The following is a 22,834-nucleotide window of genomic DNA, read 5'->3' as shown; positions in this document are numbered from 1 at the left end:
GGCTAGCGGTGTTGATTGAGGTGGGTCAATTGATCAGCACGGCACCTGCTGTTTTATGCGATGCGGTGTCCACCAAAATCAACGATCCAAGGACGCGCGACTGCTGGTAAGGCAAGGTCGCGATGGCTTCTTGCAGCGTCAATTCAACGTGGCCGATGGCATTGGCATCCAACTGGGTGGCATCTTCTTCCGCCAGGGTATTGATGTCAAGCTTGTGAACAATGCGTTTGATTTTGGCTTTGATCCAGCGGTGCCCGTGCAGTGCCCAGTAGACGCGACCCGCCACCAGCGGTTCGTCGTCCATCCAGGCGACCGTGGCTTTCAACTCACGGCTCGGGTTGAAGATGCCGGGCTTGACTTCGGTATCAAACTCGTCGGCGTCCGCTTGGGCTTCGGCCTTTGGCGCCACGGCCAGCAACCAGTCACCACGCGAGACATCGACCTCGCGGTCCAGCACGATACCGGCACTGTGGCCGGCTTGCACCGGGCCGGGTTGACGCGTTGCGCTCAGTACCTGGGCCACCGTGGCGGTCTGGCCGCTGGGCAGGATCGAGACTTGTTGACCGATCTGTACGCCACCGGTGGCGACGCGGCCCCAGAAAATGCGGCGACCTTGCGAGGTGTCGCTGGACGAGGAGAATTTCTCCACCCACTGCACCGGGAAGGCAAAAGGAATCTCGGTTTCGGCCGGCGTGGCGGGCAGCAGTTCCAGAATGTCCAGCAGGCTCGGGCCTTGGTAGCCACACCAACCGGCAGCCGGCTCGACCACGTTGTGGCCCTTGAGCGCCGAGATCGGCACGATGGCGGTCACGTTGATGCCGGCGGCTTGGGCAAACGCCTGCAACGCATGGCTGATGTTGGCAAAGGCCAGTGCCGCTCGACCGGCGGTCTCGGGCTTGGCGGCATCTTCCAGCGCGTCCAGCTTGTTGACGGCAAACACGATGGACGGCACGCGCAGCAGGTTTACCAGCAGCGAATGGCGCCGGGTTTGCGGCAACAACTCCAGCGCGGTGCTTTGCCATTGCAGTTTGGTGGCATCGACCAGCACCACGGCAGCATCGGCGCTGGAGGCGGCGGTCACCATGTTGCGGGTGTACTGCTCGTGGCCCGGCGCATCGCCAATGATGAACTTGCGCTCGGCCGTGTTGAAGTAGCGGTAGGCCACGTCGATGGTGATGCCTTGCTCGCGTTCGGCAGAGAGGCCGTCGGTGAACAGCGCCAAGTCGGCCTCGCCGCTTTTGGAGACGTTGGCCAACTGGTCCAGCAGCACCGAGCGGCTGTCGATCAGCAGGCGGCCAATCAGCGTGCTTTTGCCATCATCGACGGAGCCGCAGGTGATGAACTTCAGTGCCGATTTTGTATCAATTTGACCTGTAGCCCCCGTATCACCTACGGGAGTAGCTATAGAAGTTGTAGCGTTCATCTAGAAGTACCCATCTTTCTTGCGCTTCTCCATCGAAGCCTCGGAGGTTTTGTCGTCCATGCGGGTGGCGCCGCGTTCGCTCACGTCAGCCGCCAGCGTTTCGATCACGATCTCAGCCGCCGTGGCGGCGGTGCTTTCCACCGGGCAGGTGCAGGTGATGTCGCCCACGGTGCGAAAACGCACGTCGCGGGATTCGACTTTTTCACCTTCTTTGGCCGGCGTCAGTTCGGTCACCGGCACCAGCAGACCCTTACGCTCGACCACCTCACGCTTGTGCGTGTAGTAGAGCGAGGGCAGGGCGATTTGTTCGCGATCGATGTATTGCCAGACGTCGAGTTCGGTCCAGTTGGAGATCGGGAAGACTCGGAAATGTTCGCCCGGTTGCAACCGGGTGTTGAACAGCGTCCACAGCTCGGGGCGCTGCGCCTTTGGTTGCCACTGACCAAAGCTGTCGCGGTGCGAGAAGATGCGCTCTTTGGCGCGGGCTTTCTCTTCGTCACGGCGGGCGCCGCCAATCAGCGCGTCAAAGCGAAACTCTTCAATCGCTTCCAGCAAGGTGACTGACTGGTGCACGTTGCGCGATTCGCCGGGGTGCGCCAGCCGCACGGTGCCGCGTTTCATCGAGTCTTCGACACTGCGCACGATCAGTTCCGCGCCCAGCTCCTTGGCGCGTGAATCGCGGAAATCGGTCACTTCCTTGAAGTTGTGGCCGGTGTCGATCATCAGCAGCGGGTAGGGAATGCGGCCAGCACCGGAGGTGCCGTCCCGGCCCCCAAAGGCCTTTTCGGCGCACTTCAGCATGACCAGCGAGTCTTTGCCACCCGAAAACAGCAGGGTGGGGCGTTCGAACGCAGCCGCTACTTCGCGCAGGATGAAGATGGTTTCTTCCTCCAGCGCGTCCAGATGCGCGTTGCTTAAATGATCGGGGCGATGCGTATGGGTCATGGGTTCAAGTTGTTCGGGAGGGGTTCGGGCGTTCATCCGGGCGCTTTCTCAAGGGGGCTGGACTGAGTCACGTGCAGGCCACATTCTTTGGCCGTCTCGTTCTCCCACCACCAGCGGCCAGCGCGAAAGTCTTCGCCCGCGGACACAGCCCGGGTGCAGGGGGCGCAGCCGATGCTGGGGTAAAACTGGTCATGCAAGGGGTTGTAGTCAATTTTATGCAAGGCAATAAAGTGCCAGACATCGCCCCAAGTCCAGTTGGCCAGGGGGTTGAGTTTGACGCGGCTGGCGTCCGATTTGTCGATCAAGGGCACCTCGGCGCGGGCGCCCGACTGTTCGCGGCGCAGGCCGGTGATCCAGGCGTCCTTGCCGGCCAGTGCCCGCGATAAAGGCTCCATTTTACGAATGTGGCAGCAGGCTTTGCGCAGCTCGATGCTTTTGTACATCGCGTCTTTGCCTTCGCGCGCCACGAAATGCACCACCGATTCGTTGACCGGCGTGAAGACCTCCACCGGGGCGCGGGAGGTGGCTTTCAAGCGGGCCAGCAAGTCCAGCGTTTCGGGATGCAGCATGCCGGTTTCCAGCACAAAGATGCCGATGTCCAACTGCAAGGCATTGATCAGGTGGCTGACCACCACATCTTCCGCCCCCAGACTGGAGGCCTGGGTGATGCGCAGGGCGCCACCGGCACTCAGCGGCGCATAGTCACGGGCGGCTTGTTGCAGCAAGGCGGTGGTCTCTGCCAGCTTGGCGTCAAAGTCGTTGGAGGCGTGGGCGTTCAGTTCAATGGCGTTCATGCGGCGACTCCTGTCAGGAAATGGGGTTGCACGGTGACCGCGTCGCCTTGGTAAAACGCCTGGAAACGGTCAAACTGGCGTTGGGCAAAGTCCAGGTTCTGGTCTGCGCGCAACACGGCGACATCAAAACCGCTGCGCTGCATTTGCACCAGCTGGTCAATCAGCACGTCGCCGGTGGCGCGAATTTCACCCTTGAAACCGAGACGGCGGCGCAGCAAAAAGGCCTGGCTGTAGGCGCGACCATCGGTGAATTTCGGAAAATTCAGGTCGATGCGCTCAATCCCTTCCAGCTTGAGCGTGCGGGGATCGGCATCATTCGCCAGTTCAATGACATTTAGGTCCGTAGCCCCCGTGGAATGGGCGTGAGCAGCTATTAATTTAAGAGTAGTTTGCATGGTCGTCAGGCTCAGTCAGTCAATGCATCAGCGGTTTTGAGGTGGATGTTGTGCGGGGCCGCCGCATTGCCGGTCTCCGACCGCGCCCGATTGGCGGCGTCTTTAAACGGCTGCGCACCGATACGGCGCACGGCGCTGATGAAGGTTTCACCGGATTGGCGCAGTTCCCGGTAGGTGTCCAGCAGGGCCTCCACCACGTCGGGCACTTCAGCCGCGGCAAATGAGGGCCCAATCACCTTGCCGGCCACGGGCGTGCCGCTCAGCGTGGAGCCGTCGGAACCGCCGAGCGACACCTGGTACCACTCGCGGCCGTCCTTGTCGACGCCCAAAATGCCAATGTGGCCGCTGTGGTGGTGGCCGCAGGAGTTGATGCAACCGCTGATGTGCAGGTCGATTTCACCCAGGTCGTGCAGCTCGTCCATGTCCTGGTAGCGCTCGCTGATGGCTTCGGCGATCGGGATCGAGCGGGCGTTGGCCAGGGCGCAAAAGTCGCCGCCGGGGCAGGCGATCATGTCGGTCAGCAGCCGGATGTTGGACTTGGCAAAACCGGCTTGGCGCGCCGCTTGCCACAAAGCGGGCAACTGGTCGGCACGGACCCAGGGCAACACCAGGTTCTGGTCGTGCGAGACCCGGGCCTCACCGGCGGAGAATTGGTCGGCCAGGTCGGCGGCGATGTCGAGTTGTTCGGCGGTGGCGTCGCCGGGGGCATAGCCCAGGCGCTTGAACGACAGGGTAACGGCACGCAACTCCGGGTTTTTGTGCTCAGCCACGTTCTGCTTCAGCCAGCGGGCGTAGTCGATCTCTTGCGCGGCAGTCAAGCTGGGTGCTGCTGATTTAATAGCTTCTTGCGCCGGTGCAGAAAGGGCTGGCGGCACAAATGAGGCAGTAACCCGGTCCAACTCGGCTTGCGTGATGGTGTGCGGTGCGCCGTCCAGTGTGAGGATTTGCTGGTACTCGGCTTCCACTTCGTCAATAAAGCGCTGGCCTTCGGCCTTGACCAGAATCTTGATGCGCGCCTTGTACATGTTGTCGCGACGACCCCAGCGGTTGTAAACGCGCACCACGGCTTCCAGGAAATTCAGGATCTGGTTCCAGGGCAAAAAGTCGCGGATGGTGCTGGCAATCACCGGGGTGCGGCCCATGCCGCCGCCAACCAGCACCTTGAAGCCAATCTCGCCCTCGGCATTGCGCTGCACATGCAGGCCGACGTCATGCCAATGGGTGGCGGCACGGTCTTCCAGCGCGCCCGAGATGGCAATCTTGAACTTGCGCGGCAAAAACGCGAACTCGGGCTGCAGCGTGCTCCACTGGCGCATGATTTCGGCAAATGGGCGCGGGTCGACCAGCTCATCGGCCGCAATGCCGGCGCGCTCGTCGCTGGTGATGTTGCGAATGCAGTTGCCGCTGGTCTGGATGCCGTGCATGTTGACCGTCGCCAGCAAGTCCATCACATCGGCGCTCTTGTCCAGCGGAATCCAGTTGAATTGCACGTTCTGGCGCGTGGTGAAGTGACCGTAGCCGGTGGGCATTTTGCCGGTGCCGAAACCGGCCTGGGTGCTTTGTGCTTTCTCGTAAACCTCGGCGCTGGGCTGGTCGTAGTCGCGGGCGATTTTGGCCAGCACGCGCAGCTGGTTGCTGGCCAATTCGCCGTACGGTACCGCCACGCGCAGCATCGGCGCGTAGCGTTGCACATACCAGCCGTTTTGCAGGCGCAGCGGGCGGAAATCATCGTCGGTGAGCGTGCCGGCCAAGTTGCGCTCAAGCTGGTCGCGGTATTGATCGGCGCGGGCGCGCACGAACTGGCGGTCGAAGTCGGTGTATTGGTACATGGTTAATTAGGCCGCAAGGATTTATAAAGCAATTAATTTGATGCCGGCATAGGCCAGCAGCACGGAAAGAAGGGAGCGGATGACGCGTTCCGGAATGCGTGACATCAAGTGCGAACCGACCCAGATGCCGGGCAGCGAACCGGCCAGCAGTTTGGCCAGCAAAGGCCAATCCACGGAACCCATCGAGGCGTGGCCCAGTCCCGCCACCAGCGTCAACGGCACGGCGTAGGCAATATCGGCGGCCACGATGCGGGGCAAGGGCAGCAGAGGGTACAAGATCATCAGCACGGTGACACCAATCGCCCCGGCGCCAACAGAGGTCAGCGTGACCAGAGAGCCGATGACTGCGCCAAACAGCAGTGGCAGGCTCCAGTGGCGCGCTGTGGCCGCCTTGGCTTCCTGGCCGCGTGCCACCGAAGTCGGTGCCGCTTTGCCGCGCAGGGCCTTATACAAAGTGGCCACCGCCGTCAGCAGCAGGGCAACACCCAGGGTGGTGGTCATCAGACTTTGCACCGTGGCACTGGCGGCCCCCACCTGTTTAAGTAAAAACAAGGTGATCAGGGCGGCCGGAATGCTGCCGGCCGACAGATGAAGCACCACACGCCAATCCACTACGTGAGCGCGTGCCAGCTTGACGGTGCCGCCCATTTTGGTGAAGGCGGCGAACAGCAGGTCGGTGCCCACCGCCAGATACGGCTTGACGCCAAAAAAGAAAATCAGGATCGGCGTCATGAGCGAGCCGCCCCCGACACCGGTGAGACCGATGACAAGGCCGACAAAAAAACCGGCAAAGATAAACGCTAAGTCATGCATGGATGCAGACTGTAAAGGTGCATCGTTATATTGCTAAATATATTTTTATTTGATCTATATGCAATATGGCTATATAGAGAGCCGGCGTGGCACTGTCCCGTTGTCATCCGTCTTTTTCGCGCCCTGTGTTCATTTCAGCCACGATCCCATCAGGGTGTTCTCCAGCACGGCATTGCAGGCTTGCGCCTGGACCTGCATGCAGACCTGGGTGACGGGTTGCTCCTGGCCCCAGCCCGCGTGCGGGTAGTCGATGAAGTCCTTGCGCTTCATGATGGTCTGGCCTTGGGCCAGTCCTTCGGTGGCCACGCGGATGCGGCCGTGCTCCAGGGTGAACAGTTCAGGGTTGACCAAAAAAATGAACGCCAGCAGGTCATGGGCAAAACAGCCGTGAATTTCGGCCACATGGGGATAGAGCCCGCTGTAATGTTGGGCGTAAAACTCAACGGCATGAAGCAGCGTGTCGGTGGCTACATGCTGGTGTTGCGCGGCAATTTTTTTGAACAAGGCGACCGGCAGGATAACGCGGTGGGTGACATCCAGGCCAACCATGGTGAGCTTCCAGCCGGCAGTGAACACCTGATCGGCGGCGTGCGGGTCGTTCCAGACATTGGCCTCGGCCACCGGCGAGACGTTGCCGGACTCCAGGATCGTACCGCCCATGAGGATGACCTGGCGCAGCAGTTGCGGCAGCTTGGGTTCGAGCTTGAGCGCCAGGCTCAGGTTGCCCAACGGGCCCACCGCCACCAGCGTGATTTCGCCCGGTTGGGCGCATGCCATGTCGACGATGAATTGCGCGGAAGACCGGGGATCAAGCTGGGCCTTGCTCGGCAGCCGCACGGGTAGGTTACCCAGTCCATCGGCGCCATGAATATGGGCGGGCGGGGCTTCGGCGGGCTTGCACCAGGGCGTCGCCACGCCTTGGGTAACCGGAACATTTTTGCCCGCGATGGAAGTCAAATAGAGGGCATTGATGGCTGCCTGCTCTACGGTGACATTGCCAAAAGTGGTGGTGATGCCCAGCACGTCAATCGCCGGGTGCGCCAAGGCAAAGTAAAGCGCCATGGCGTCATCCACGCCGGGGTCGGTGTCGTAAATAACTTTGTGGGGGTGGGGTGTCGGCATGGAATTTGAGGGCTCAGAGTTGTGTCGGCATGTCGAAACCACAAAATCGCCGGAGTTCTGCGTTTTGGGTTTCGCTAGTTTTTGGCTGGGTGGCTAAAAAGGCCGTCACTTCAGCCTGATTGGGAATACTGGACTGGGCGCCGAGCCGGGTGCAGGCCAGGGCGCCTGCGGCGCTGCCCAGTTGCAGGGCCTGCGGCAAGGTGTGTCCCAGACTGAGCGCGGCGACCAGCACGCCACAGAAAGTGTCTCCGGCGCCGGTGCTGTCGATCGGTGTGACTTTGAACGCCGGTTGGTATGAAAACACACCGTCCAGGCGGGCACAACAGCCACGATGCCCCAATGTCACCACCACGCACGGCACCTCGAGACGGGCCAGACACTGGGCCATGCTTCCTGCATGTTGGGCAACAACGGCCAGTTCCCCCTCGTTGACGATCAGCACATCAAGCAATGCCAGCAATTCTGGGGGCAAGGCTTGCGCCGGCGCGGCATTGAGAATCACCTTGACGCCGCTTTGTCGGGCGGTGTGGGCATACGCCATGACGCTTTCCAGCGGTATTTCGAGTTGCAGCAACAAGTGGGTGAAGCCCGTCAAGGGTGGCAAGTCTGCCGCGCGCAATGCATGGTTGGCGCCCGGCGCGACCGTGATGGCGTTTTCTGCGTCATCCGATACGCAGATAAAGGCGGTGCCGGTGGCCTGGTCTTTGACGCGCACGAGGTGCATCTGCACGCCGGCCGCATGCAGGGAGGCTTCCAGCGGAGCCGCAAAGGTATCTTCGCCCAGCGCAAGCAGCATGTGTGTGGTTGCGCCACCTGCGCGGGCGCATGCCACCGCCTGATTGGCCCCTTTGCCGCCGGGGAATGTTTTGAAATCCCGTCCCAACACGGTTTCACCCGGCGCTGGAATGTGCGGGGCGCGAACGACAAAGTCGAGATTGGCAGAACCGGCAACAAGGATCATGGCGAAGTCCCAAAAAGAGTAACGATGGCACGATGTGAATGACCGCGCCTGGCCGCAATGATGCGGTAATCCAGCCAGGGCAGCTAAGTGCCGCGCAGGGCGTAAACAGACTGCGCCAAACTGGCTTCCACCGCCAGCGGCTCGGCACCCCAGCGGGCCGCCAGCAATTCGGCGCACAGGACCGAAAAGCTCATGCCGCGTGACCCCATGCCAGCACAAATCCACAAACTGGGGTTGTCTGCTTTGTACAAGGGCCCCACCATCGGCAGACGGTCAGCCGTGACACAGCGGGTGTTTTTCCAGCCGTTAATGTCGCCGGCATCAAACTGTGCAGCCAAGGCCTGCCCCAATTGGGGGATTAACTTGTTCAGCCGGCCGAGGTTGGCAGCGTGGTTTTTATCATCCGGCAGGGCTGGTTTGTTATCGGGTTGGTAGCTCGAACCAATGAACCAGGCGGCGCCCCCTTCAACGGGCACCATAGGTACCACGCTGCCCGCCCCGTTGACCGGAAAGGGCGGGGAGGCGGCGTCTGCGGCCCCTCGGTGCAGGGACCACGACAACTGCCCCAGTAAACCGTGCATGCCGGACAACTGCTGGACGCAAATGCCCAAAGACGGCAAGACGGTTTGCAGGCTTTCAATCAACGGCTTCGCGCCGCTGGCATTGGCAAAAACCACCCGGCTGGCGCTGGTGAGAACCTGGCCCTGTGCGTCCAGCAGTTCCCATTGATCCCCGTTTTGCCGAAGGGCGGCCACCCGGGCGCCGCCCTGAAAAGTGACGCCGGGCTGCGACAGCCAGGCCCGCACCAATTGGACTGGCTTGAGCCACGCCGCCTGGGCGTGCCAGATGGTCGGGTCGTCTGCGGCAATCCCATGATTCCATGTCGTGTCGGCGAGTTGCTGCGTGGCTTTATCTGGTGTTGTCATTTGCGACCAGTCCAGGCCCGGCACCGGCCAGTTGGCGGGGAGCCCCGGCGTGCCATCGACCCGGTGTTCCAGCGTGCCTGTGGCCTCCCAGTCCTGGCCTTGTTCAAGCAGGCTGCGGGCCTGCTGCAGCATCAACCGCACGCCACTGCGTGACAAGCGCGACAGCGGACAATCGTCGGCAGAGACATGCGGCACCACCAAGCCCACGGGCAGTCCGGAAGCACCGGCGGCGGGCGCGTCGCCCTGGTCGAGCACCCGCACCTGCCAGCCACGCCTGGCCAGCGCGGCGGCAACACTGGCGCCCGCCAGTCCGGCGCCAATAACGGCACAAGTTTCAACCGGCACCGAAGGCGCCACCGACTGTTCTCGTGAGTTCTTGATAGTCCAGCGCGGATTGAAGTGGCCGCTCAGTAGACCACTTTGGGGCGGGGTCTCGCTGGGCTGCAACTCAAAGCCGCATTGCGTCAAATTAGCCAACAAGTCAGAAGCATCGGTCGCAGTGACCAGACCCGTGCCTCGGCGGCAGCAGCGTGCCAAGGCTTTGACCGCCCAGATATCCCAGGTCGAAGCCGCCGTGCGGTCTAACGGGGCCGCTTGACCTGGATCCAGGTAAACCGTATCGGCATTAAATTGCTGTTGCCGCAGCATGGCCGTCAAGTCGCCCACGCACAGCGTCAACAACACCCGCCCGTTGTCGAGCGTGAAACGATGAAAGCCGGGCAGCAACCCGAACCATTGGGGTGCCAGCTCTTGCAGCAACTCCCGCAGTTCGGGAAAATTCTCTGCAGAGGCCCGTAAGTCATCCAGCGAGGGCGGCGCTGAAGTCAGCGACACATAGTGCAGCATGTGCGGTCGCAAGCGGTCGCTTTTCCAGGCCTGCCAGGTGCTCAAAAAATTGAAACCCAGAGAAAAATGGGTGTCCAGAATGCGCCAAGCCGTCTGCCCAGCCCAAGCTTGCGGTAACCCCCCCTGCTGCCACAACACGGCTGTTGCCGGTTCAACCATGCGTCAGAAACATTAAGGGCTGGGAGGCACGTAGCCCTGGGCAGCGTCGGCGCCAGAGCCAAAAAAGTGGTTTTCCATCTGGCGGGCCAGGTACTGGCGCGCGCGCGCGTCAGCCAGATTCAGGCGGTTTTCATTGACCAGCATGGTCTGATGCTTGAGCCAGGCGGCCCATGCTTCTTTGCTCACGCTCTCCCAGATACGCTTGCCGAGTTCGCCGGGATAGGGCGGAAAGTCCAGGCCTTCCGCTTCTTTACCGAGTTTGATGCAATTTACAGTGCGTGCCATTTGAAGCCTTTTCCGAATTCTTATAAAGGGCGTAACTTTAGCAAGCTTTCAGTGGCCGTCGGGCGGGCAGGGTCAGGGAGGACTTGCATTTTTACGGTGCGGCCCAATATAAAGGGGGAATTGATTTAACCCAGAACATGCTGTTGATCGCCCATGCAGCTTTGCCGCCGGCAGCATTCGGGGCTGCAAAGTAAGCATCTATCAATACCGGCTTGTGCGCACTGAAGTAAAATGTAGTTTATGGCAAAAGCAGACACAAAAACCAAAATGTTGGCCGACGGCCTGCGTTACAAATCCAAAGTATCCGGATCACCCTTCACGGCGGCAACGTCGTTTGGGGCCGCGACCATGTCGTGTTTTCTGTGTGGCAAGCATCGCGCTCGCTCACAGATGGTCACGCGCAAAATTCTCGGCAAATCCCAAGCCGTGTGTTCACCGTCCTGCAAGGCGGCGGACGAGGCAGCCGCAGGCTAATCCATGTTTTCCCAGGCTCCGCGGGGCTGGCCGGGTAACTCTGCGCGCCGCATCTTTGTACTGCTCAGCGTAGTTTGTCTTGGTTTGCTGGCGTTTGGCCTGTATTTGCAACATGCAGTGGGACTGGTGCCCTGTCCCATGTGCATCGTTCAGCGCTATGCTCTTGTTTTGATAGCATTGATCGCAGGTTTGACGGCGACTAGCAACAAAAAAGGCATCCATATTGGTGGCGCTGTGCTGTTGCTGGTTACGGCCGGTTTCGGCGCCTATGTGGCGGCTCGGCAAAGCTGGTTGCAATGGTATCCGCCTGAAGTTGTGTCTTGTGGGCGTGACTTTTACGGAATGATCGAGACTTTTCCGCTGCAGCGCGTCATTCCCATGATCTTCAAGGGCGGTGGCGATTGCAGCAAGGTCGACTGGACTTTCCTTGGTGGCTCTATCGCCAATTGGTCATTTTTGTGTTTCAGCGGCATTGCCGTGCTGGCACTGGCGCTGATCTTAGGATTGATCAAACGCCGCTGAGCCCAGTCGCTCTACAAAATCGCGCTACCTGGGTGTTCACCCCGCTCATACACCACATGCGCGCGGCCTACCAGCAAGTTATCCAGCGTGCCAATATTGGCCAAATCCTTGTTGGCATAAGGCAGTTTGTGTAAAACGTAGCGCATGGCGTTCAGGCGCGCCCGTTTCTTGCAATCCGATTTGATGACGGTCCAAGGTGCATCGGCCGTGTCGGTTTCAAAAAACATGGCTTCTTTGGCCTTGGTGTAGTCATTCCATTTGTCCAGCGAGGCCAAATCAATCGGACTGAGTTTCCATTGTTTCAAGGGATGCAGTTCGCGTTCCTTGAAACGACGACGTTGCTCTTTGCTACTGACGGAGAACCAGAACTTGATCAGGTGCACGCCACTGCTCACCAACTGGCGCTCAAACAGCGGGGCCTGGCGGATGAATTCCTGGTATTCCACCTCGCTGCAAAACCCCATTACCCGTTCCACCCCGGCGCGGTTGTACCAGGAACGGTCAAACATGACGATTTCACCGGAAGTGGGGAGGTGCTGCACGTAGCGCTGAAAATACCATTGACCGCGCTCGGTATCGGTGGGCTTTTCCAGCGCCACCAAGCGTGCACCGCGCGGATTCAGGTGCTCCATAAAGCGCTTGATCGCGCCGCCCTTGCCAGCCGCGTCGCGCCCTTCAAACAGGATCACGATGCGTTGCCCGGTTTCCTTGGCCCAATTTTGCAACTTGAGCAATTCAACCTGCAGTTGGTATTTTTGTGTCTCGTATCGTTTGCGAGACATCAGGTTCTTGTACGGGTAAGCGCCTGTGCGCCAGTCACCGGCGAGTTCTTCGTCCGGCTTGCCCACTTTATCGTTGGCCAGATTCTGGTCGTCCAGCAGCATATTGCGAATGGCGGTTACATCATCGGGAGAACTGCCCGCCAGCAAGGCCTTGAGCGCAGAAACCTTGTCATCCGTCTGCTTCAGGATATCTTTCAAGGCACTCTGTTGCGCGCCTTGCGCAGCATCCAGCTTGGTTTTGGCTACTTTTTTTGCAATGCCGCTGACGGTTTTTGCCCCGGTGGTATCGCCTTGCGCCACACGGCGTGGCGTAACAACGGTGGACTTGCGGGGTGACGTTTTGGCGCGATTGACAGGGGCTTGGGGTGCTGCCTTTAGCTGGGGCGCAATGGCCTTGGGGGTTGTCACTGGCACCGAAACGGTTTCGGGCGCCCGCGGTGCTTGAATTTTCTCGCTCATGAACACTTCCTGCTTGTCAAAGTCGTATTTTGTACCTGATCAGCATGATAAATCTTGATGCACATCAAGCAGTTACAGGTGGCAATCGACACGGCAGGAAGTTGCGTTGGCGTCCTAGCCGATCTTTTTCACCAGCACCTGGCTTTTTCGATCCCAGTTGTATTTGCGCTTGCGGGCCTCGGGCAGCCATTCCGGGTCGACCAGCACGAAGCCCCGTTTGAGAAACCAGTGGGTGGTGCGGGTTGTCAGTACAAAAATACTGTCCAGTCCAGCGGCTCTGGCACGTTGTTCAATGCGTTTCAAGACCCGTTCTCCATCGCCTTGGCCTTGCACCTGCGGCGACACGGTAAGCGCGGCCATTTCGGCGGTGCGCGCTTCCGGGTAAGAATAAAGTGCGGCACAGGCAAAAATAACGCCGTCGTGCTCGATCACCGTGTAGAGACCCACATCGCGTTCGATCTCGGTGCGGCTGCGTTTGACCAGTGTGCCGTCTTTCTCAAACGGTTCAATCAATTGCAGAATACCGCCCACGTCGTCCACTGTCGCTTCGCGCAGACTTTCCAGCTTTTCGTCCACCACCATGGTGCCAATGCCATCGTGCACGTACACCTCCAGCAGGATGGCGCCGTCGACCGCAAAGGGAATGATGTGGCTGCGTTCCACCCCATGTTTGCAGGCCTTGACGCAGTGCTGCAGGTAAAACGCCGTGTCTGTCGGGTGGTTGGCCGCGGGCAACTCGGCCAGCAGCTTCTCGGCCGCCGCCAGGGGCAGCTCGGTATCAATTGGGTTTTCTTCGTGTTCCGGTTCGGTGGGGTGCACACGAATGCCCGGTATTTCAGTGACAAAAATAAGCTTGTCGGCTTGCAACGCCACGGCTACTGAAGTGGCCACCTCTTCCATCGTCAGGTTGAAAGCTTCGCCGGTCGGCGAAAAACCAAAGGGCGACAACAGCAGCATGGCGCCAAAGTCCAGCGTGCGCAAGATGCCCGCCGTATCGACCTTGCGCACCAAACCGGAGTGCTGAAAATCAACACCGTCCACAATCCCCACCGGCCGCGCTGTAATGAAATTGCCCGAAATCACCCGTACCGTGGAGTCGGCCATCGGCGTGTTGGGCAGGCCCTGGCTGAACGCAGCCTCAATTTCGTAGCGCAGCTGGCCTGCCGCTTCCTGGGCGCAGTCCAGCGCGACTTCGTCGGTGATCCGCATGCCATGCGAATAACGCGGTGTATGGCCCTTGGCCTTGAGTTGCTCATTCACTTGCGGTCGAAAACCGTGCACCAGCACCACTTTCACCCCCATGCTCTGGATCATGGCCAGGTCTTGCGCCAGGTGCTGCAACTTGCCGGCCGCAATGGCCTCGCCGGCAATGCCAACCACAAAAGTCTGGTTGCGAAATTTGTGGATGTAAGGCGCCACCGAACGGAACCAGGGAACAAAGGTGAAGTTGAAAACTGCGGACATGCGGACGTAGATTGAATTAAGAGTGCTGGGACTGGGATAATCTCCGATTCTCTACGAAGTTATTGCTTTGACAGTTCAGCCCTTACAAATCGAGTTTCCCGAATCCCTGCCCGTGTCGGGCAAACGCGACGAAATCATGGCCGCGCTTGAAGCGCATCAGGTCATCATCGTCTGCGGGGAGACCGGGTCCGGCAAAACCACTCAGCTGCCCAAAATCGCCCTTGCCATGGGGCGCGGCAAGCTGAACTACCCGCCCGGCAAGGGCAAGCTGATTGGTCATACCCAGCCGCGCCGCATCGCCGCCAGCAGCGTGGCCAAGCGCATTGCCGAAGAGTTGAAAACGACGCTGGGCGATGTGGTGGGCTTCAAGGTGCGGTTTCAGGACCGCCTGAGCCGCGACACCTCGGTCAAGTTGATGACGGACGGCATTTTGCTGGCCGAAACACAAACCGATCCGCTGCTCAAAGCCTACGACACCATCATCATTGACGAGGCGCATGAGCGATCGCTCAATATTGACTTTTTGCTGGGCTACCTGCGCCAGATCCTGCCGCGTCGGCCCGATCTAAAAATCGTGGTGACCTCGGCCACCATCGATGCGCAGCGTTTTGCCGATCACTTTGCCTCACGTAGCGGGCCCGCGCCGGTCATCATGGTGTCGGGACGCATGTTCCCGGTCGAGCAACGTTACCGGCCGTTTGAAGAGTCGCGTGACTATGACCTGAATTCGGCGATTGCCGATGGCGTGGACGAGTTGTGGCGCGACGTGCACAACGGCGGCGACATTCTGGTGTTCTTGCCCGGCGAGCGTGAAATCCGCGAGGCGGCCGACCATTTGCGCAAGCATTTGAGCCACCAGCCCGTATTTCGCAATGCCGAAGTGTTGCCTTTGTTTGCGCGCTTGAGCCAAGCCGAGCAGGACCGTATTTTTGACGGCCACACCGGGCGCCGCATCATCCTGGCCACCAACGTGGCCGAAACCTCGCTCACCGTGCCGGGCATTCGCTACGTCATAGACGCCGGTACCGCGCGCATGAAGCGCTACAGTTTCCGTAGCAAGGTGGAGCAGTTGCTGGTGGAACCGATCAGCCAGAGTTCGGCCAACCAGCGCGCCGGGCGTTGCGGCCGGGTCGCCAACGGTATTTGTATCCGGCTCTACGACGAGAAAGACTTCAACGGTCGACCGCGTTTTACCGATCCCGAAATTCTGCGCAGCTCACTGGCCGGCGTGATATTGCGCATGAAGTCGCTGCACATGGGTTTGGTGGAGGACTTTCCGTTCATCGAACGCCCGTCCGGCCGCGCCATTGCCGACGGTTACCAGCTGCTCAACGAACTCGGTGCCGTGGACGACGCCAATGAGCTGACGCCGATGGGCCAGGAACTGGCCAAACTGCCGCTCGATCCGCGGGTCGGTCGCATGATTCTGGAGGCGCGCGAACGCGGCGCGCTGGACGAAGTGCTGGTCATAGCCTCGGCTTTGAGTGTGCAGGATGTGCGCGACCGGCCGATGGAAGCGCAGCAACAGGCCGATGCGGCGCACGTCAAGTTTGATGACGAGAAAAGTGAATTCAGCGGCTATTTGAGGCTGTGGAAGTGGATCAATGACGGCAAAGGCGGCGAAGGGCAGCACAAACTGTCCAACCGCCAATACGAACAACTGCTGCGACAGAATTTCGTCAATATCCGGCGCGTGCGCGAATGGCGTGATATTCATTCGCAGCTGCACACGGTGGTGGCCGAGCACAAATGGCGGCTCAATACGCTGCCCGCCAATTACGAACAACTGCACCTGTCGATGTTGTCGGGCCTGCTGGGCAACATCGGCTGCAAGCTGGAAACCGAAGGCGCCTCCGGCGAGTACTTGGGCGCCCGCGGCATCAAGTTTTACCCGCATCCGGGCGCGCATCTGGTCAAAAAACCGGGCCGCTGGATTGTGGCCGCCGAGCTGGTGGAGACCACGCGACTGTTTGGCCGCGGCGTTGCTGCCATCGAGCCGCAATGGCTGGAACAGGTGGCCGGCCATCTGTTGAAAAAGCAACTGCTCGATCCGCATTGGGAAAAGAAAGTGGCCGAGGTCACGGCGCTGGAGCGCGCCACGCTCTACGGCATCGTTATTTACAGCGGTCGCCGGGTCAACTTTGGCCGGGTGGACATGGTGGCGGCGCGTGAGATTTTCATTCGCCAAGCCTTGGTGGACGGGCAATGGGAAACCAAACTGCCATTTCTGGAAGCCAACCAGAAACTCATCAAGCAAGTGGAAGACCTGGAGCACAAGGCGCGCCGGCAAGACGTGCTGGTGGACGAAGAGTTGATCTTTGCCTTTTACGACCAGCAGTTGCCCGCCGATGTGTGCAGTGGTTTCAGCTTTGAGAACTGGTACCGCGAGGAAATCAAAAAAAATCCGCAGCTCTTGCTGCTGACGCGCGAAGAGTTGATGCGCCACGAGGCGGCCGGCATCACCACCCAGTCCTTTCCGAAAAATATCCGCCTCGGCGGCGTGGACTGCGCCGCCATCTACCTGCACGAACCGGGCGATGCCAAAGACGGCCTGACCGTGACGGTGCCGCTGTTCGTGCTGAACCAGGTCAACGAAGAGCGCTGCGAATGGCTGGTGCCCGGCATGCTGAAAGACAAAATTCAGGCGCTGATCAAGACCTTGCACCAGCGCCCGCGCTCGCGGCTGGTGCCGCTGCCGGAGTCCGCCAGCAAAATGGCCGAGACGCTGAACGCGCCCGAGGTCTTTGGCCACGGCTCACTGCTGGATGCGGTGCTGAAACTGGTGCGCCTGGCGACCTCCATTGACGTGGTGCGCGCCGACATCAAAGCCGACATGCTGAGCCCGCACTTCTTCATGAACTTCCGCGTGGTGGACGAACATGGCCGTCAGCTCGGCACCGGGCGCAATCTGGGTGCTTTGAAGTCCGAATTGGGCGCGCAAGCGCGCGGCGCCTTTCAGGCGTTGGCTGGACTCAAGATGGCAAAGGACGCCGCTGCCTTGCCAATTTTCAAGGAAAATCAGCCTGTAGCCCGCGTCAATAGTTCGAAAGAAGCTATAAAAAACGTAGCAAATCCCGCCACGCCCGCCGGCCAGCGCTACACCGCTTGGACCTTTGGCGAGCTGCCCGAGCTGCTCGAAATCCAGAAAGGCGGCCAAACGCTGATTGGCTATCCCGGTCTGATCGATGTCGGTGACGCCGTTACGATTGAGGTGTTTGACGAACCCGATGTTGCCACCGCCAAACACCGCGCTGGCTTGCGTCGCCTGTTCTCGCTGCAGATCAAGGACGCGCTCAAGTACCTGGAAAAGAATATTCCTGACCTGCAAAAAATGGCGGTCACCTTCATGCAAGTCGGCAAAAGCGCCGACGGCAGCGGCGGCGGCACTATTGAAGAGTTACGAGAACAAATCATTGCCGTGGCGCTGGACCGGGCTTTTCTGCTGGACCCGTTGCCGACCAATGAATTCGACTTCAAACGCCGGGTGGACGAGGGCAGGGGGCGCCTGACCCTGATTGCCAATGAAGTGGCGCGCCTGGCCGCCATCATCCTGGCTGAATACGCCACTGCCGCGCGCAAAATCAAGGACACCAAGAACGCGCCGGATGCCACTACGGATGCGGCCCAACAACTGGCGCGCCTGATGCCCAAACGCTTTTTGGCCACTTCGCCGTGGGGTCCGTTGCAGCACTTTGCCCGCTACCAGAAAGCCATCACTGCCCGGCTGGAAAAATACCGCGCCGACCCGGCCCGCGACGCCGCCCGTCTGGCCGAGTTGCGCCCGCTGGAGCAACGCTACTGGCGTCTGGTGGCCGAGCGCAAAGGCGTGGTTGATGAGCGCATGCAGGAGTTCCGCTGGCTGCTGGAAGAGCTGCGCGTCAGCTTCTTCGCGCAAGAGCTGCGCACGCCGCAGCCGGTGAGTGTGAAGCGGCTGGAGAAGGCGTGGGCGCAGTTAGGGTGAGGTGACGGTTGATTGCTCAGGCCCGGAGCGTTATGCGTCCGGCTGTGCCGCAGGGGCGGCACGTTTGAAGGCGTCCAGTTCGGCACAAGCCTGGTCAATGGCCACAATGAGCGGATACGGGGTCAGGTCGACTTTAAAGCGCCGTGCGCTTTCCACCTGCGGCACCAGATAGGCATCGGCCAGCGTTGGACTGTGACCAAAGCAGAAGTTGCCGCGTTGTGGGTCCGCAGCCAGCATGACTTCCAGCGCCTGAAACCCATCCTGAATCCAGGTGCTGCACCAGGCAAGAACGGCGGCCTCATCGCAGCCCAAGACCTTGCGCAGGTACTCCAAAATGCGGCGGTTGTTGATGGGATGGATGTCGCAACCGATGAGCGCCGCCATGGCCCGTACTTTGGCGCGGTCATTGAGGTCAGCGGGGAGAAGCGGCGAAGTGGGGTAGCGTTCCTCCAGCCACTCGATGATGGCGGGAGACTGTGTCAGGGTCAGGTCGCCGTTCACCAAGGCGGGCACCAGCCCTTGCGGATTCAGTGCCTTGAACGCGGCACCGAGGTGTTCTTCAGTGCGCAGGTCAACCGCCACGTACGCGTAGTCAAGCCCTTTCAGGTTGAGTGCGATGCGCAAGCGGTGCGAGGTGCCGCTGCGGAAAAAATTGTAGAGCTGCATAAATGCTTTCCTTGTCAGTCTGTCGCCAGGCAGTTGCCGACATTCCAGCCGTACAACCATTCCATCGCATCATAAAAACGCTCGGGGGTACGGCCCTTCCACAGGGAGTTGCGCACCAGTCGCTCGACGCCCTTGGCGTGGTAGATACGGCCCATCTCGCGACCGGAGAGCACGATGCGTGCGGTGCGGGTGATGCGTGAACGCTGATACAGATCGAAGGCTTTGACGAAGTCGTTGTTGCAAACGCGCAGCGCTTCACCCAGTGTCACCGCGTCTTCCAGCGCCATGCAGGCGCCTTGCGCCATGTATTGCGTGGTCGGGTGCGCGGCATCGCCGAGCAAGGTGGCGCGGCCAAAAGACCACTGGCCAATCGGCTCGCGGTCGGCGGTGGCCCAGCGTTTCCATTGCTTGGGCAGATCGATCAGTTGGCGTGCTTTGGGGCAGATGCCCTGGAAGTAGCTTTGCACTTCTTCCGCGCTGCCTTCGGTGACACCCCATTCTTCCTGTTTGCGGCTATGAAAGGTCACCACCACGTTGTACTGCTCGCCGCCGCGCAAGGGGTAATGCACCAGGTGACAGTTGGGGCCGACCCAGATGCTGGCCGCGTTCCACTGCAAGTCTTGCGGAAAGTCTTTTTTGTCAATCACCGAGCGGTACACCACGTGGCCGGTGACGCGCGGCGGGTCGTTCACGTAGTGCTGGCGCACCACCGACTTCACGCCGTCGGCGCCGATCAGGGCAACACCACGGTGGGCCGTGCCATGCTGGTCATAAACCGTCACGCTGTCCGCGTCTTGCTCGATGCGTTCTACCCGGGTCGAGGTCAGGAACTCGACCTTGCCGGTTTCCTGCGCGCCTTCCAGCAGCGACAGGTGCACATCGACCCGATGGATCACGGCATAGGGATTGCCGAAGCGCTGGCGGAAAGCTTCGCCCGTCGGGATGCGCCCGACCAGGGTTTCGTCGAGTGCGTCATGCATCACCATCTCGTCGGTGAAGACCGAGCGGCTGCGGGTCTTGTCGCCCACACCCAGGGCATCAAAAGCGTGAAAGGCGTTGGGGCCAAGCTGGATGCCGGCTCCGATTTCACCAATCTCGGGCGCCTGCTCCAGCACTTTGACGGTAAAGCCCTGCCGGACCAATGCCAGCGCGGCGGCCAGGCCACCGATGCCGCCGCCGGCGACGATAACGGGAAGTTGTTCGGTCATTTTTTTGTCTCTCTCGTTCTTATTCGGCTTCGCCGATGGTGAGGGCCACATCACCCACGCCATCGATATGGCCGGTGATCTTGTCGCCGCTCTTAACGGCGCCCACACCTTCGGGCGTGCCGGTGTAGATCAGGTCGCCCGGCACCAAGTGATAGAACTGGGACAGGTCAACCAGCAGTTCCGGGATATTCCAGATCAACTGGCTGAGATCGCCGGTTTGTTTGGTTTCACCATTGACCTGCAGGTTGATGGCACCCTTGCTCAATACGCCGAGATTGCCGATGGGCACGATCTCGGTGCAGACGGCAGACTTCTCAAAATCCTTGCCCAGATCCCAAGGACGGCCCTGATCGCGGGCCACCAGTTGCAGGTCGCGACGTGTCATGTCTAGGCCGGCGGCGTAGCCGTAAATCAGGCGCTGCGCATCCGCTTCCTTCACCCGAAAACCAGGCGCGCCGATGGCGACCACCAGTTCCATCTCGAAGTGGTAGTTGCTGGTGCCGGCCGGATAAGGCACGGTCGCACCCGACTCCACCAACGCGGAGGGCGTTTTTGTGAAGTAAAAAGGCCGGGCCGTGGTCTTGTCCACCGGGCGACCCATCTCGATGGCGTGCGCGTGGTAATTGCGGCCAACGCAGAAGATGCGATTGACCGGAAAACGCGCATCGCTGCCTTGCACCGGCAGTGAGTTGACGAGCGGAGGGTTCCATAAAAAGTTGGTTTGAGTCATTTTTTCTGTCCTGAAATTAAATTAAGTGCGTACTTCGTACAGGCCGAGCTTCTTCTGCAGCGGCGCGTCATCGGCGATGAAGACAAAGGCGGCGTGGTCTTTGGAACGGTTGGCCAAGGTCACCGGCGTGTAGCCGGGAATACAGCAGGTGTCGGCTTCCGCCAGGCTGAACTGATGCCCCTCCAGGCTGACATCGGCGCCGCCCTCTATTTGATGAAACACCATCGCGCAGGAGCGGGCGGGCAGTTGCAGCCGCTCACCGGGGCGCAGCATCAGGGCCGAGAAACCCAGAATCTTCTGGCAGTCGGCACCGGTTTCCGGGTTCACATAAGCCACCTGAACCGCTTCGATGTCTGGTTGACTGAGTGCCAGCGCTTCAAGCACCGCGCGAACATCCACCCACGGATAGCGCAGCATCGGGAACGGTTGGCCAGCGCGGTTGAACATCGGCGTCGGCACCACACCGCCACGCTGGTAAGCCTGATCGTTAGCCTCTGAGGTGACGGTTTGCGCCTTGCCTTCGGTCACATAGGAGGCCTCCATGTAATAGACCAGTGGCAGATCCAGCACATCAAGCCAGACCACGGGTTGGTCGCCATCGTGACCATGCTCGTGCCAGAGGCCGGTCGGGGTCAGAATCAGGTCGCCGCGGCTCATCGGGCACTTTTCGCCTTCGACCGTGGTGTAGGCGCCATCACCTTCCACGATCATGCGCACGGCGTTCGGCGTGTGCCGGTGGGCGGGCGCCCATTCGCCGGGCAACAACAGTTGCATGCCGAGATAAATGGTGGCGCTGGCCTGCATCTTTTCCAGGCCATGGCCCGGGTTGGCCAGCACCAGCACGCGGCGTTCCGCTTTTTCAATCGGGGTCAGTTCGCCCGCCTGGAGCAAGAGCGAGCGCAAGCCCTGGTAGGGCCAGCAAATCGGACGGGTGCGCGGAATCGGCTTGCCCGGTGGCAAAACCGCACGCAAGCTGGGCCACAGCGGCACCAGGTTCTGCTCGGTCAGCGCCGCGCGATAGGCCTCGGGGAGGTCTTCCAGACGACCAAGTTCCTGCATGTTGTCTCCTTCATTGTGTGATGGAGTGGATCGTAGAAGCGGACCAAATTACTGTAAATCCAATGAAGTTAATATGTCGTATTCAAAATTCGCATAGTGCTGCCACCATGAACTCCATCGATATCCGCCTGTTGTCCGTGTTTGATGAAATCTACAAGACCCGCAGCGTCTCGGGGGCGGCGGAAGCGCTTGAACTGGGCCAGCCGGCGGCCAGTGTCGCCCTGTCCAAGTTGCGTCATCAGTTTGGTGACCCGCTGTTTGTGCGCACCGCCAGCGGCATGGAGCCCACACCGTTTGGCGAGGGGCTGGTGCGGCCGGTGCGCGCGGTGCTGGACGCACTCGACGTGGTGCTCGGTCACCGCGATGACTTTGACCCGCAATCATCGGAGCGAATTTTTCGCATCTGCATGACCGACATCAGCCAGCTGGTGCTGCTGCGCAAGTTGTGGGAAAAGCTGCGGGTGGCGGCCCCGGCCATCCGCATCGAGATTTTTCCGCTGTCCAAAGACACAGCACGTATGCTGCAGAGCGGCGAGGCCGATCTGGCGCTCGGACTCATGCCGCAATTGGAAGCCGGTTTTTATCAGCAACTGCTGTTCAGGCAGAGTTTTGTCTGCATGCTGGGCGCGGATCATCCCCGCATCACCGATCAACTCAGCCTGCAACAGTACGAAGCGGAGGACCATGTGGTGATCAGCTCATCGGGGTCAGCGCCCTTGATCGTCGACCGCGAAATTACGCGGCAAGGCATCAAGCGGCGAATTGCGCTGCAAATCCCGAATTTTCTCGGCGCGGCGTTCGTGGTGGAACACACCGATCTCCTCATCACCATCCCCAAGCGTCTGGGTGATGTGCTGCAGGGACGCGGTGCGTTCCGGATTCTGCCGGTGCCGTTTGCGCTGCCCGATTACGCGGTTAAGCAACACTGGCATGAGCGCTACCACCACGACCCGGGATCGCGCTGGTTGCGGGGCGTGATTTCAGAGCTGTTGTCTGACGCCGCCTGAAGGC

The 22,834-nt window shown here is 60.3% G+C and carries 20 protein-coding genes; 4 read left to right on the top strand and 16 right to left on the bottom strand.

Going from position 1 to position 22,834, the window contains the following annotated elements; genetic code table 11:
- Nucleotides 1-25: 25 nt before the first annotated feature.
- From HHJ17_RS05325 to HHJ17_RS05280, 10 genes are all read right to left on the bottom strand, one after another.
- Nucleotides 26-1,423: a GTP-binding protein gene (locus HHJ17_RS05325; protein ID WP_296501981.1), complete on the bottom strand. Its 1,398-nt coding sequence runs from the start codon at nucleotides 1,421-1,423 to the stop codon at nucleotides 26-28.
- The gene (gene cysD, locus HHJ17_RS05320; protein ID WP_296501982.1) at nucleotides 1,424-2,404 is read right to left on the bottom strand and encodes a sulfate adenylyltransferase subunit CysD; all 981 of its coding nucleotides are present in this window, start codon (nucleotides 2,402-2,404) and stop codon (nucleotides 1,424-1,426) included. It lies immediately after the preceding gene.
- Nucleotides 2,401-3,162 (bottom strand): phosphoadenylyl-sulfate reductase, encoded by a 762-nt coding sequence (locus HHJ17_RS05315; protein ID WP_296505179.1) that lies wholly within the window; start codon nucleotides 3,160-3,162, stop codon nucleotides 2,401-2,403. Before HHJ17_RS05315 ends, cysD begins: the two co-directional genes overlap by 4 nt.
- Nucleotides 3,159-3,557: a DUF934 domain-containing protein gene (locus tag HHJ17_RS05310; protein WP_296505177.1), complete on the bottom strand. Its 399-nt coding sequence runs from the start codon at nucleotides 3,555-3,557 to the stop codon at nucleotides 3,159-3,161. Before HHJ17_RS05310 ends, HHJ17_RS05315 begins: the two co-directional genes overlap by 4 nt.
- Before the next feature lie 11 nt (nucleotides 3,558-3,568).
- Complete coding sequence (locus HHJ17_RS05305; RefSeq protein ID WP_296505175.1) at nucleotides 3,569-5,386, bottom strand: nitrite/sulfite reductase; 1,818 nt, start codon at nucleotides 5,384-5,386, stop codon at nucleotides 3,569-3,571.
- 21 nt (nucleotides 5,387-5,407) lie between these two features.
- Nucleotides 5,408-6,199: a sulfite exporter TauE/SafE family protein gene (locus tag HHJ17_RS05300; RefSeq protein WP_296501990.1), complete on the bottom strand. Its 792-nt coding sequence runs from the start codon at nucleotides 6,197-6,199 to the stop codon at nucleotides 5,408-5,410.
- A gap of 129 nt (nucleotides 6,200-6,328) precedes the next feature.
- On the bottom strand, nucleotides 6,329-7,321 hold the full coding sequence (locus tag HHJ17_RS05295; RefSeq protein ID WP_296501992.1) for a nucleoside hydrolase: 993 nt from the start codon (nucleotides 7,319-7,321) through the stop codon (nucleotides 6,329-6,331).
- Nucleotides 7,322-7,334: 13 nt separating this feature from the next.
- Nucleotides 7,335-8,282 (bottom strand): ribokinase, encoded by a 948-nt coding sequence (locus HHJ17_RS05290; RefSeq protein ID WP_296501994.1) that lies wholly within the window; start codon nucleotides 8,280-8,282, stop codon nucleotides 7,335-7,337.
- A gap of 83 nt (nucleotides 8,283-8,365) precedes the next feature.
- On the bottom strand, nucleotides 8,366-10,213 hold the full coding sequence (mnmC, locus tag HHJ17_RS05285) for an FAD-dependent 5-carboxymethylaminomethyl-2-thiouridine(34) oxidoreductase MnmC (RefSeq protein WP_296501996.1): 1,848 nt from the start codon (nucleotides 10,211-10,213) through the stop codon (nucleotides 8,366-8,368).
- A 12-nt stretch (nucleotides 10,214-10,225) separates the two neighbouring features.
- The gene (locus tag HHJ17_RS05280; protein ID WP_114970340.1) at nucleotides 10,226-10,498 is read right to left on the bottom strand and encodes an oxidative damage protection protein; all 273 of its coding nucleotides are present in this window, start codon (nucleotides 10,496-10,498) and stop codon (nucleotides 10,226-10,228) included.
- 240 nt (nucleotides 10,499-10,738) lie between these two features.
- Here HHJ17_RS05280 and HHJ17_RS05275 point away from each other — a divergent pair, with 240 nt between their 5' ends.
- Together HHJ17_RS05275 and HHJ17_RS05270 are read left to right on the top strand one after the other, a co-directional pair.
- Nucleotides 10,739-10,972: a hypothetical protein gene (locus tag HHJ17_RS05275; protein ID WP_011464395.1), complete on the top strand. Its 234-nt coding sequence runs from the start codon at nucleotides 10,739-10,741 to the stop codon at nucleotides 10,970-10,972.
- 3 nt (nucleotides 10,973-10,975) lie between these two features.
- On the top strand, nucleotides 10,976-11,494 hold the full coding sequence (locus HHJ17_RS05270) for a disulfide bond formation protein B (protein WP_296502000.1): 519 nt from the start codon (nucleotides 10,976-10,978) through the stop codon (nucleotides 11,492-11,494).
- 11 nt (nucleotides 11,495-11,505) lie between these two features.
- Here HHJ17_RS05270 and ppk2 read toward each other — a convergent pair whose 3' ends face one another.
- Nucleotides 11,506-12,735 (bottom strand): polyphosphate kinase 2, encoded by a 1,230-nt coding sequence (ppk2, locus tag HHJ17_RS05265; RefSeq protein WP_296505173.1) that lies wholly within the window; start codon nucleotides 12,733-12,735, stop codon nucleotides 11,506-11,508.
- Nucleotides 12,736-12,849: 114 nt separating this feature from the next.
- Nucleotides 12,850-14,199, bottom strand: coding sequence for an amino-acid N-acetyltransferase (gene argA / locus HHJ17_RS05260; RefSeq protein WP_296496697.1), 1,350 nt, complete (start codon nucleotides 14,197-14,199; stop codon nucleotides 12,850-12,852).
- 67 nt (nucleotides 14,200-14,266) lie between these two features.
- Here argA and hrpA point away from each other — a divergent pair, with 67 nt between their 5' ends.
- Nucleotides 14,267-18,160 (top strand): ATP-dependent RNA helicase HrpA, encoded by a 3,894-nt coding sequence (gene hrpA, locus HHJ17_RS05255; protein WP_296505172.1) that lies wholly within the window; start codon nucleotides 14,267-14,269, stop codon nucleotides 18,158-18,160.
- Between the two features lie 30 nt (nucleotides 18,161-18,190).
- On the opposite strand, the gene maiA is transcribed toward hrpA, so the two are convergent.
- From maiA to HHJ17_RS05235, 4 genes are read right to left on the bottom strand one after another with little or no spacing between them, the layout of a single operon-like run.
- Nucleotides 18,191-18,826, bottom strand: a complete 636-nt coding sequence (gene maiA / locus HHJ17_RS05250; protein ID WP_296505170.1) for a maleylacetoacetate isomerase — start codon at nucleotides 18,824-18,826, stop codon at nucleotides 18,191-18,193.
- A gap of 14 nt (nucleotides 18,827-18,840) precedes the next feature.
- A complete protein-coding gene (locus HHJ17_RS05245; RefSeq protein ID WP_296503249.1) occupies nucleotides 18,841-20,034 on the bottom strand; it encodes a 3-hydroxybenzoate 6-monooxygenase in 1,194 nt (397 codons plus the stop codon).
- 19 nt (nucleotides 20,035-20,053) lie between these two features.
- Nucleotides 20,054-20,764: a fumarylacetoacetate hydrolase family protein gene (locus HHJ17_RS05240; protein WP_296503252.1), complete on the bottom strand. Its 711-nt coding sequence runs from the start codon at nucleotides 20,762-20,764 to the stop codon at nucleotides 20,054-20,056.
- 21 nt (nucleotides 20,765-20,785) lie between these two features.
- Nucleotides 20,786-21,823 (bottom strand): cupin domain-containing protein, encoded by a 1,038-nt coding sequence (locus HHJ17_RS05235; RefSeq protein ID WP_296503255.1) that lies wholly within the window; start codon nucleotides 21,821-21,823, stop codon nucleotides 20,786-20,788.
- Nucleotides 21,824-21,930: 107 nt separating this feature from the next.
- Between HHJ17_RS05235 and HHJ17_RS05230 the strand changes: the two genes are divergently transcribed.
- Nucleotides 21,931-22,830: a LysR family transcriptional regulator gene (locus tag HHJ17_RS05230; RefSeq protein WP_296505168.1), complete on the top strand. Its 900-nt coding sequence runs from the start codon at nucleotides 21,931-21,933 to the stop codon at nucleotides 22,828-22,830.
- Nucleotides 22,831-22,834: the final 4 nt, after the last annotated feature.

The organism is Rhodoferax sp., assembly GCF_012927445.1.
Classification (GTDB): domain Bacteria; phylum Pseudomonadota; class Gammaproteobacteria; order Burkholderiales; family Burkholderiaceae_C; genus Rhodoferax.
This window is presented reverse-complemented; position numbering and strand designations above follow the sequence as displayed.